This is a genomic window from Amycolatopsis echigonensis, from assembly GCF_014174495.1.
GTDB lineage: Bacteria > Actinomycetota > Actinomycetes > Mycobacteriales > Pseudonocardiaceae > Amycolatopsis > Amycolatopsis echigonensis.
The window spans coordinates 1-10,019 of the sequence record NZ_JACJHR010000152.1; the positions used below are offsets into that span (position 1 = coordinate 1).

The following is a 10,019-nucleotide window of genomic DNA, read 5'->3' on the forward strand; positions in this document are numbered from 1 at the left end:
ACCACACCAGACCAGGCCACCGCCGAACTCGCCGAGAACTGGGTGAAGGCGCTGGCCGACATCGACCTCTTCCTCAAGATCTGCGTCAAGGACTGTCCCGTGTGGCACAGCGCCGACGACAAATGGGTCACGGTGTCCGAGGCGGTCGCCGCCGTGCACGAGCGCGCGGGCGACGGACCGGTGCCGGACTTCCGCCCGGTCGGCGTCACCTTCACCGAAAAGGGGTTCTTCAACGAGGCGGCCGTCGAGATCGAGGTCGGCGGCAACCCGGTGAAGCTGCACCTCGTGCAGATCGTCGAGGCGAAGGACGGGAAAGCGGTCCGCGTGCGCGAGTACATCGGCCCAGAGATGGACATCCAGCCCTGACCGGCGCGGGCGCGGGTGCTACTCCCCGGTCCGCGCCCGCACCCAGTCATGGAACTCGCCGATGTGGTGTTCGCTCGGCACCAGCACGCCGCCGCGGGCGTACGCGCGCGAGCCCATCGCCTGCTGACACCGTTCGCACGCCTCGAAATCCTGCTGGTTCACCCGGTGGAACAGCTCCACCGAACGATCCAGGTCCGCGCCCGACTCGACCACCTCCGGCAGGTACAGCCAGTCGCAGCGGACCAAGGTGCGGTCCGGCGCGAGCGGGAACATCCGGTGCACGATCACGTGGTCCGGCACCAGGTTCACGAACACCTGCGGCCGGATGGTGATCGCGTAGTACCGGCGGTCCTGGTGCTCGCCGACGCCGGGCAGCCGCTGCAAGCCGTCGCCGCCGTCCACAGTGAACCCGGTGACGTCCGCGCCGAATTCCGCGCCGTGGCCGACGTAATACTGTGCGGCGTACCCGTCCGCGAACTCCGGGAGCACCTCGGTGAGTTCCGGATGGATGGTCGCGCAGTGGTAGCACTCCATGAAGTTCTCGATGATCTGCTTCCAGTTCGCGCGCACGTCGTACTCGATGCGCCGGCCCAGCGCCAGATTCTCGATGCCGTACGCCTCGATCTCGCCCGGGCCGCCGAGCCGTTCGCTCACGTCGGCCATCACAGTGTCCGCAAAGGACGGTGCTTCTTCGGCGAGGCAAACCCAGGCGTAGCCGAGCCATTCGCGCAGATGCAACCGGGTGAGGCCGTACTCGACGCGGTCGACGTCCGGCATCCCGGTCAGATTCGGGGCGGCGACGAGCTTTCCGTCGAGGCCGTAGGTCCACGCGTGGTACATGCACTGGAAAGCGCGCTTCACCGACCCCTTTTCGTCGGTGCACAGCCGCGCGCCGCGGTGGCGGCACACGTTCAGGAACGCGCGCAGAGCCCCGTCGCGACCGCGGGCGATCAGCACGCTTTCGCGGCCGATCTGCACGGTCTCGAACGAGCCGGGCGACGGCAGGTCGGCGCTGCGCACGGCGCAGAACCATCCCGCTTCGAAGATCCGCTCCTGCTCCCGGGCGAAGATCGCCGGGTCGGTGTAGTGCGGCCCGGGCAGAGTCGGCAGCAGGCTCTGCGGGAGGTCGATCGCGGTCACCGGCAGGGCTCCTCTCGAGGTTCTCGATGTTGCGTATTACGCGTCTTGTTGCCCTCTCCGGAACAAGATGAGGCTCGGCGGGGGCGCTGTCAAGCACCCGTCCCTGGCCGCACCCGTTCGCCGGAACCGCCTTCGACCAGCGGTTTCATCCGGAACCGCGCTCCGCAAAACTCGCCCGCGTAACCTCTTGACGACACCCCTTCCGCGCGCTCAGACTCTGTTGCGTATCACGTTGGGTGTTCCTCAATACGCAACAACTCCCAGCTTCGGAGGAATCAATGCTGCGCGCGTGCACTGTGGACGAACTGCCCCCGGGCGAGTCCGTCCGGATCGCGGGGCCGGAGCCCATCGCCGTCTTCAACGCCGACGGCGAGCTGTACGCGATCGGGGACACCTGCACCCACCAGGACGCGTCGCTGGCCGACGGCTGGCTCGAGGGCTGCTTCGTGGAGTGTCCGCTGCACGCGGCGCTCTTCGACCTCCGCACCGGCATGCCGTCGTGCCTGCCCGCCAAGCAGCCGGTGCGCACCTACCAGGTGCAGGTCGCCGAGGGCGTGATCTACGTGCTCGCCGACGCCGCCGAGGACGCTGCGTGAAGACGGTCGCGATCGTCGGCGCTTCGCTCGCCGGCGCCCGCGCGGCGCAGGAACTGCGCGCCCAGGGGTTCGACGGCCGCGTGGTCCTGGTCGGCGAAGAGCCGCATCTCCCCTACGACCGGCCGCCGCTGTCGAAGGCCTTCCTCGCCGGGACGGCGTCGCGCGAGTCGCTGGAGCTGCTCGACGCCGACGACCTCGCCTCGCTGGACGTCCGGCTCGGCACCCGCGCGGAACGTCTCGACCCGTCGACCGGCCGTCTCGTCCTGTCCGACGGCGAACTCGAAGCGGACGGCGTCGTGCTCGCGACCGGCGGGCGCGCCCGTGCCTTGCCGGGGACGGAATCCGTTGCCGGAGTTCACGTTCTGCGCACCTTGGACGACGCACTCGCCCTGCGCGAGGAGCTGATCCCCGGCGCGCGCGTGGTGATCGTCGGCGGCGGGTTCATCGGGGCCGAGGTGGCGTCGACGTGCAATGCCTTGGGCTTGGACGTCACTGTGCTGGAGGCGCTGCCGACGCCTCTGGCCCGCGTACTGGGTCCGGAGCTCGGCTCGATCTGCGCGCGCCTGCACGACCGGAACGGCGTCACCCTGCGCTGCGGCGCTTCGGTGGCCGGGCTTTCCACGCTCTCCGGCCGGGTCACCGGGGTGGAGCTGGAGACCGGCGAGACTCTGCCCGCGGACGTGGTCGTCGCCGGAATCGGCATGGTTCCCGCGGTCGAATGGCTCCATGGTTCCGGGCTGGTCGTCGACAACGGCGTACGGACCGACTCCGGCCTGGTCGCTTCGCTGCCGAACGTGGTCGCGGCGGGGGACGTCGCGGCGTACGGTCCAGCGGGCACCCGGCACGAGCACTGGACGAACGCCAGCGAACAGGCGTCTGTCGCGGTCGCGAATCTGCTGGCCGGGCAGGCGGTCCGGGAGTACGAACCGAGCGGTTACGTCTGGTCGGATCAGTACGCCGGCACCCTCCAGCTGGCTGGGCATCCCTCGCCCGACGACGAGGTGCGCTTTGCCGACGGCGGCCCGGACGACGAGTCCTTCCTCGCCACCTACCACCGCGACGGCCAGACCGTGGCAGTGTTCGGGCTCAACAACCCGAGGGGGTTCGGCCGCCTGCGCAGGCAAGCGCTGCGGCGGCCGATGCCCGTCGGGTGATTACCGCACCACCTGCACCACGTCGCCCGGCTGCAGCGTGTTGAAGAACGCCACCGCGTCCGCGTGCGAGAGGTGGACGCAGCCGTGCGACTGGACCTTCAGACTGCCCTGATGGAACGCCACCCCGGTGTTGGTGAAGAAAACCGAGTACGGCATCGGGCCGTTGAACTCCTTGCTGTAGTGGTGAAGATCCTTGTACTGCACGTGGAACGTGCCGACCGGGGTCGGGAACGCGGGCTTGCCGACGGTGACGGGCACGCCGCCGCGGGCGACCTTGCCGTGGTCCATCAGCCACGCTGTGTTCGCCGAGAGCTTCAGGCACGCCTTCGCCTGGGCGCCGCACGGCGGTCCCGCTGCCTCCGCGTTCGCCGTGAAGCCGACCGTTGCCGCCATCGCCGCGATACTGGCCAGTACTGCCGTGATTTTCCGGTTCATCCTGTGCCTCCCCGAGATGGTCGTTCTTTGGATCTTTCCCAAGGAGGACAGTCCTAAACCAGAAGTGCGCCCATGTGGGTGAGCTCTAACGAGACCGCCAAGCCAGTGGCGATGTCGCCAGCGCGGCCTCGGCAACCCGCCTCGCAGTTTCGGTGAAGAGCCCGGCCTGCGCCGACGCGAGCCATTCGTCCACTGTGGAGACTCCGGTCGCCCGGTATTCGAGGGCCTGGAAAAGCATTTCGAGTTTGTCGGCGTCTTTCGCGCATCGCGCCTCGGCCGATTCGCGTGTTTCGTACTCGTCTACCGCCGCCCGCACGGTTTCCGCCGACGCGCGCGGCAGGCTCGCGGTCTGGTCCGCTGTGATCGCGCGAGGCTCCGGTTTCGTCAGGTACGGCGCGGCGGTGTGCGGCAGGTCGCCGGTGCGGGTCTCCTGAGTGTCGTGCCACAGCGCCAGAAACGCCGCGCGCTCGGGGCTCGCGCCTTCCTCGGCGGCGAGCAGCGCGGCCAGCTGCGCCGCGCGGAGGCTGTGCTCGGCCACCGACTCCGGGTCGCGGACCCCTGCCTGCCACCAGCCCGCGCGGCGGACCCGCTTGAGCACCCCCAGTTCGAACCCGAACGCGGCCAGGCTTTCGGCGTCCATTCCCGCGGTCTCCTTCCCGTGCCGATCTCCGCGCCGGAGCCTACGGGGCATGGCATGCTGCCCGGGCACCCGCTTTGTCCACCGCTTTGTCCCCGAGGAGGCCGCGAGTGAGCACAGTGCTGGTCGAGCGCGACGGTCCGGTCACCACCATCGGCATCAACCGGCCGGAACGCCGCAACGCCGTCGACCGCGACACCGCCGAAGCGCTGGCCGACGCGTTCCGGGAATTCGACGCCTCGGACGCCGCGGTCGCGGTGCTGTACGGCGTCGGCGGGACGTTCTGCGCGGGCGCGGATCTCAAGGCGGTGAGCGAAGGCCGCGGCAACCGGACCGAACCGGACGGCGACGGCCCGATGGGCCCGACGCGCCTGCGGTTGCGCAAGCCGGTGCTCGCGGCGGTGTCCGGGCACGCCGTCGCGGGCGGACTGGAGCTGGCGATCTGGGCAGACCTCCGGATCGCGGACGAAACGGCGGTGTTCGGCGTGTTCTGCCGGCGCTGGGGCGTCCCTCTGATCGACGGCGGCACGGTGCGGCTGCCGCGGCTGATCGGCCGGAGCCACGCGCTCGATCTCGTGCTCACCGGCCGCCCGGTCGGCGCGGAGGAGGCGCACCGGATCGGCTTGGCGAATCGCGTCGTGCCCGCCGGGCAGGCGCTGCCCGCCGCGGTCGCCCTCGGGCGGGACATCGCCGCGTTCCCGCAGACCTGCTTGCGGGAGGATCGGGCGGCCTTGCTGGAAAGCGAGTCCCTGAGCGAGGAATCCGCGATGGACAACGAATTCCGGCACGGGATTCAGTCGCTCAGCGCGGATACCCTCGCGGGAGCCACCCGGTTCGCCGAGGGAGCCGGGCGGCACGGGTCGTTCGAGAACTAGTCGCTGCCGCTTGTCTTTGCCAGCAGGGCATTTCGCGGTCGGCGGGTGCGGCGTTCCGTTGAGCTGGTCCCCTCACCTTCGCCGGAACCTCAGCGGTGACGCGCAATCCGGTCTCTCCGCGGTGCGAGATCGCTGGTCCTCCGCCCGTACGACGCCCCGACGGTGCTGCTCGAAGGGCGAGCCGAGGGTCTCCACCTCCGCCGGGCTGCGTTTCTCCCGAGGCTCTGACGCACGCGCCCCGGGACACTCCGACCCCGATCGACCGGCGCGCTGCTCCGGTTTCCGCCCCATCTCCTGCCGGTTCCCCCGTCCGACCCGGCTCCCCGGCCGGATTCCGAACCTCTCCCCCGATTCCGGCCCGTTTTCCTTCCCTGAGGGCGAAATCTCCGGTTGCCGTCCCGCCCACCGGCACGACCCCCCGATCGTGGCCGCGCGCGGTCCGCCGTCCGGCGGGCGGATCTGGGTAGCCTGACGGCGTGGCCGACCCGATCCCCCCAGTCCCCGCCCCCGGCGAGTCCGGATCCGACCGTCCCGGCGCGGACGAACCGCCCCGGAAAGCGCGGCGGAAGCGTCCGTTCTGGCAGGAGCTGCCGATCCTGATCGGGATCGCGCTCGTGCTGACGATCCTGATCCAGCAGTTCGTCGCGAAGGTGTTCCTGATCCCGTCGGCGTCGATGGAGACGACGCTGCACGGATGCGACGGCTGCTTCGGCGACCGGGTCGTCGTCGACCGCGTCACCTACGATTTCACCGATCCCGCCCCCGGCGACGTCATCGTCTTCCGCGGCCCGCAGCCGTGGACCGCGAACGAGATCGCCCCGCAGGAATCGGGCAACATCTTCACGAAGGCGGTGCGCGGCCTCGGTTCGCTGGTCGGCTTCGCGCCGCCGGACGAGCGCGACTTCGTGAAACGCGTCATCGCCGTCGGCGGCCAGACCGTCCAGTGCTGCGACCCGCAGGGCCGCGTCCTGGTCGACGGCAAACCTCTCGACGAGCCGTACGTGCACTGGCTGGAGCAGCCGCCGACGGCGCGCCAGACGTTCGCCCCGGTCACCGTCCCGAAGGGCAGCCTCTGGGTGATGGGCGACAACCGGGAGAACTCGTGCGATTCCCGCTGCCAGGGCGGCGGCGGGGTGAACGGCACCGTCCCGGTGGACGACGTCATCGGCAAGGCGCGCGTGATCGTCCTGCCGCCCTCGCGCTGGGGCGGCGTCAGCGACCACGACCCGCAAGCCGCGCCCGCGGCGCTCGGCGCTCCCGCGTGGCAACAGGGAATCCCGCTCGGTGCGGGCGCGCTGCTGGCGTTCCCGACGCTCGCGGCCGGACGGGGTCTGCGACGGAAGCTGAGCAAGCACGACTGACCTCCCCGCCCCGCGGACGTCCCCGCACTCGTCTCAAGCCGGATGCCGGGTCACCACCCGGATCCGGCGGACGGTGGGCGATGCGGGGCTGAACTCGGTGAGCCGTGCCTCCGGTCCGGCGGCCGCCGCGCCGCAGGGCCTGCCCGGCAGGAGCTCCACTGTGGACACGGCGACCGCTCAGCGGGACGCCTGGGTGGTCCGGACCTGTGACCTGCGGTTCTCCCGGACACCGCCCTCCCGCCGCAGCGCGGCCCGGCGGCGGTGGCATGATGCCCGCACGGTCCCGGCCGATCGGACCGCTCGCCGAGGAGGAAGGTGACGCTTGAGCACGCGCACAACCCAGGTGGACGACCTCCGGCTGGTGGCGCAGCCGAGCGCGGTCCCGTGCACCGAGCTGTTCGTCCGCCTGATCCTGACCGACTGGTCGCTCTTGCCGATGCTGGAGCAGGTCACGAACGCCGCGGTCCGGCTCGTCGGCGACGTCGTCGACCAGAGCAGCCCGTCCGCGCCCGCTTTCGTGACCGTCCGGCTCCAGCTGCGCGGCGACCGGCTCGTCATCGAGGTGGACGACGATCTCGTCGCCCCGAGCCCGCCTCGCGACGAGCGGATCGGGGTGCGGCAGGGCGACCGCGGCGGCCGCACCACGTGGTGCGAGCTTCCGCTGCCCGGCGGGATTTCGGCGGGACAGGTCCGGCTGCCGCGCCGGGGCGACCGGCGCACGCTGGTGGACGAACCCGTCTCCGGCGAACCGGTCACCGCGGACCCGCAGGTGCTCGAACGGCTGCTGAACCGCCTCAGCACCTGGTCCGAGTAAGCGTCGCCCCGGCGAGTCCGGACCTTTCGCGACCGGCATTGCCGCAGCAGCACCCGAAATCGCCGGGACAGCCACGCTCGCTCAGCATTGAAGACGGGCAGTCGAATCCCGGCGATCACCCGGCGGAAGCGGCCCAAGCCTTTTCGAGCGCCTGCGCGAAAACCTCCACGGACTGTCCTCCGGAGACCCCGAACCGCCGTCCCAGCACGAAAAACGGCACCCCGCCCGCGCCCAGTTCCGCGGCTTCCCGCTCCTCGGCGCGGACCGCCTCCGCATACCGCGACGGATCCGCCAGCACCGCTTCGGCCTCAGCGCGCGGCAATCCGGCCTCCTCGGCGACATCGGTCAGCACCTCGGAGGTGAACACCGGCCGAGCCTCGGCGAAATTCGCGCGGAACAACGCGGACAGCATCTCGTTCTCCAGGCCCTTCTCGCGAGCCAGATGCAGCAGGCGGTGCGCGTCGAAGGTGTTGCCGATTTCCCGGTCCGTCCGGTAGCCGAGCCCTTCCGCCTCGGCGAGCCCGGCGACCCGCTGCTCCATCTCCCCCGCCTGCGGCCCGTACTTCGCGGTGAGCATGTCCAGCAGCGGTTCGGTCCCGGTCCGCCCGGGGTCGAGCTCGAACGACCGGTACGTCACGGTCACCTCGTCCCGGTGCTCGAACCCGGCCAGCGCCTTCTCGAACCGCGCCTTCCCGAGATAGCACCACGGGCACACGACATCGCTCCAGATTTCCACCTGCATGCCGCCAGCCTAGAGCGCGCCCGCTAGACGGCGGTCTTCACCGGTTCCCGCGCCCCGGTCCGTTCCGCGCCGATGCCCGCCGCCACCACGAACGCGATCCCGGCCGCCGCAGCGAAATTCGGCACCTGGTGCAGCACGATCAGCCCGAGCACCAGCGCGATCGCCGGTTCCAGGCTCATCAGGGTCCCGAACGCCGACGCCGTCAACCGGCGCAACGCCATCATCTCCAGGCTGAACGGCACCACCGGCACGAGCACGGCGAGCCCCAGCCCGGCGAGCAGCAGCGGCCACGTCACCTGGCCCAGCACCGCAGGCCCGTGCACGACGGTGGCGAGCAGACCCGCCACCGGCATCGACACCGCCAGCCCGCGCAGGCCCGACACCTCGTCGCCGACTCGTTGCGTCAGCACGATGTAGGCGCCCCAGCAGGCCGCCGCCGCGAGCGCGCAGCCGAGGCCGACGAGGTCGGTCCCGCCCTGCCACGGCTGGGTCAGCAGCACCACTCCGGCCGCCGCCAGCACCGGCCACACCCGGGTTCCGTTGCGGCCGCGCACGATCGCGACGGTCAGCGGGCCGAGGAATTCCAGCGCGCTCGCCGTGCCCAGCGGCAGCCGGGTCGCGGCGATCATGAACAGGATCGTCATCCCGGCCGTCGCGAAGCCGAGCACTACGCACGTCAGCAACGCCGGGCGGCGGAACGCCGACGGCCGCGGCCGCACGAGCACCAGCAGCAGGACGCCGGCCCACGCGAGCCGCAGCCACGCGACGCCGGTCGGCCCGATCCGGTTCGCGAGGCCGACCGAAACCGCCAGTCCGAGCTGGACGGACAGCATGGCGCCGACGGCGAGGGCGACGCCGGCCCGGGGAGTGGAGGGAAGCACGCTGTCCAGGAGAACCCATCCGGACCGTTCGTGTCCACGTGCCAATCCTGGACGTACTGTCCGGATATCGTGAACAATCAAGCGATGGAGACCCGCAGGCTGCAGTTCCTCCTCGAGTTGTCGCGGCTCGGCTCGATGCGCGCGGTCGCGGACGTGCTCGAAACCACAACGTCGACCGTCTCGCAGCAGATCTCGGTGCTGGCCAAGGAAACCGGGGTCGCGCTCCTCGAACCGGACGGCCGCCGCGTGCGGCTCACTCCTGCCGGGCGACGGCTGGCCGAGCACGCCGTCACGATCCTGGCCGCGGTCGAGGCCGCCCGCGTCGACCTCGATCCCGAAGCCGAACCCGCCGGAACCGTGCGCGTCGCGGGCTTCGGGACCGGCGTACGCCACGCCGTGCTCCCAGTCGCGGATCAGCTCGCGCAGCGGCATCCGCAGGTCCGCGTGACGATCAGCGAGCACGAACCGGCCGAGGCGCTCGCACAGCTCCGGACCGACGACATCGACCTCGCGCTCACCTACGACTACAACCTCGCGCCCGCGACCGCGGATCCGTCGCTCGCCGTGCGTCCGCTGTGGGCCGAGCCGTGGGGTCTCGCGGTGCCGCGCGCGGACGCGAAACGGTTGCGGGGCAACGGAACCCTGGACGTCTTCGCCGCGCTCCGCGACCGCGACTGGATCGGCAACTCCCGCAACGGCGCGGACGAGACAGTCGTCGGGACGCTGGCGTCTATGGCCGGGTTCTCCCCGAGGTTCACCCACCGCGCGGACAACCTCGACCTGGTGCAGGACCTGATCGCGGCGGGCGGCGGAGTGGGCCTGCTGCCCGAATCCTGGCCGACCCGGTCCGACGTCACCGTCCTGCCGCTGACCGGGCCGGACGTCCGGCTGCGCGCCTTCGCCTGCACCCGGCGCGGACGGGACGCGTGGCCGCCGCTCGCCCTCGTCCTCGGGCTGCTGCCCGGCGACTAGCATGGGAGCGCAGCGGTTCGAGCACGGAGGAGGCGACATGGCGGAA

13 protein-coding genes are annotated in these 10,019 nt (G+C 71.1%); 7 read left to right on the forward strand and 6 right to left on the reverse strand.

All coding sequences use genetic code 11. The annotated features are described in order from the left end of the window. Nucleotides 1–366 (forward strand): nuclear transport factor 2-like protein (locus H5411_RS44665; protein ID WP_183127793.1); only part of this gene is annotated, 366 nt, incomplete at its 5' end. A gap of 18 nt (nt 367–384) precedes the next feature. Here the strand turns inward: H5411_RS44665 and H5411_RS44670 are convergent. Beyond that, nucleotides 385–1,506, reverse strand: a complete 1,122-nt coding sequence (locus tag H5411_RS44670) for an aromatic ring-hydroxylating oxygenase subunit alpha (RefSeq protein WP_101439800.1) — start codon at nt 1,504–1,506, stop codon at nt 385–387. Between the two features lie 278 nt (nt 1,507–1,784). Here H5411_RS44670 and H5411_RS44675 point away from each other — a divergent pair, with 278 nt between their 5' ends. Continuing rightward, complete coding sequence (locus tag H5411_RS44675; protein WP_101439799.1) at nt 1,785–2,102, forward strand: bifunctional 3-phenylpropionate/cinnamic acid dioxygenase ferredoxin subunit; 318 nt, start codon at nt 1,785–1,787, stop codon at nt 2,100–2,102. Next, entirely contained in the window at nt 2,099–3,256 is a 1,158-nt protein-coding gene (locus H5411_RS44680) for an NAD(P)/FAD-dependent oxidoreductase (protein WP_101439798.1), read from the forward strand. The genes H5411_RS44675 and H5411_RS44680 overlap by 4 nt, the downstream gene beginning before the upstream one ends. Here the strand turns inward: H5411_RS44680 and H5411_RS44685 are convergent, their stop codons facing one another. Together H5411_RS44685 and H5411_RS44690 are read right to left on the reverse strand one after the other, a co-directional pair. After that, nucleotides 3,257–3,691 carry a L,D-transpeptidase gene (locus tag H5411_RS44685; protein WP_101439797.1) on the reverse strand — a complete coding sequence of 145 codons (435 nt, stop codon included), beginning with the start codon at nt 3,689–3,691 and terminating at the stop codon, nt 3,257–3,259. It abuts the gene before it with no gap. An 85-nt stretch (nt 3,692–3,776) separates the two neighbouring features. Beyond that, a complete protein-coding gene (locus H5411_RS44690; RefSeq protein ID WP_101439796.1) occupies nt 3,777–4,331 on the reverse strand; it encodes an HD domain-containing protein in 555 nt (184 codons plus the stop codon). A 107-nt stretch (nt 4,332–4,438) separates the two neighbouring features. Between H5411_RS44690 and H5411_RS44695 the strand changes: the two genes are divergently transcribed. Continuing rightward, on the forward strand, nt 4,439–5,203 hold the full coding sequence (locus H5411_RS44695) for a crotonase/enoyl-CoA hydratase family protein (protein ID WP_101439795.1): 765 nt from the start codon (nt 4,439–4,441) through the stop codon (nt 5,201–5,203). 476 nt (nt 5,204–5,679) lie between these two features. Beyond that, nucleotides 5,680–6,564: a signal peptidase I gene (gene lepB, locus H5411_RS44700; protein ID WP_101439794.1), complete on the forward strand. Its 885-nt coding sequence runs from the start codon at nt 5,680–5,682 to the stop codon at nt 6,562–6,564. Between the two features lie 33 nt (nt 6,565–6,597). Here the strand turns inward: lepB and H5411_RS48730 are convergent, their stop codons facing one another. Next, entirely contained in the window at nt 6,598–6,732 is a 135-nt protein-coding gene (locus H5411_RS48730) for a hypothetical protein (protein WP_279630039.1), read from the reverse strand. 154 nt (nt 6,733–6,886) lie between these two features. Between H5411_RS48730 and H5411_RS44705 the strand changes: the two genes are divergently transcribed. Then, nucleotides 6,887–7,378: a histidine kinase gene (locus H5411_RS44705; protein WP_101439793.1), complete on the forward strand. Its 492-nt coding sequence runs from the start codon at nt 6,887–6,889 to the stop codon at nt 7,376–7,378. 115 nt (nt 7,379–7,493) lie between these two features. On the opposite strand, the gene H5411_RS44710 is transcribed toward H5411_RS44705, so the two are convergent. Further along, nucleotides 7,494–8,120, reverse strand: coding sequence for a DsbA family oxidoreductase (locus H5411_RS44710; RefSeq protein WP_101439792.1), 627 nt, complete (start codon nt 8,118–8,120; stop codon nt 7,494–7,496). A gap of 23 nt (nt 8,121–8,143) precedes the next feature. Further along, nucleotides 8,144–9,001 (reverse strand): EamA family transporter, encoded by an 858-nt coding sequence (locus H5411_RS44715; RefSeq protein WP_244194866.1) that lies wholly within the window; start codon nt 8,999–9,001, stop codon nt 8,144–8,146. An 84-nt stretch (nt 9,002–9,085) separates the two neighbouring features. On the opposite strand from H5411_RS44715, the gene H5411_RS44720 reads away from it, so the two are divergent. Continuing rightward, a complete protein-coding gene (locus H5411_RS44720) occupies nt 9,086–9,973 on the forward strand; it encodes a LysR family transcriptional regulator (RefSeq protein ID WP_101439791.1) in 888 nt (295 codons plus the stop codon). Nucleotides 9,974–10,019: the final 46 nt, after the last annotated feature.

Excerpts from the sequence above, each read along its gene's own strand:
- H5411_RS44675 (WP_101439799.1), top strand. The coding sequence starts at position 1,785 with ATGCTGCGCGCGTGCACTGTGGACGAACTGCCCCCGGGCGAGTCCGTC.
- H5411_RS44710 (WP_101439792.1), bottom strand. The coding sequence starts at position 8,120 with ATGCAGGTGGAAATCTGGAGCGATGTCGTGTGCCCGTGGTGCTATCTC.
- H5411_RS44685 (WP_101439797.1), bottom strand. The coding sequence starts at position 3,691 with ATGAACCGGAAAATCACGGCAGTACTGGCCAGTATCGCGGCGATGGCG.
- H5411_RS44720 (WP_101439791.1), top strand. The coding sequence starts at position 9,086 with ATGGAGACCCGCAGGCTGCAGTTCCTCCTCGAGTTGTCGCGGCTCGGC.
- H5411_RS44690 (WP_101439796.1), bottom strand. The coding sequence starts at position 4,331 with ATGGACGCCGAAAGCCTGGCCGCGTTCGGGTTCGAACTGGGGGTGCTC.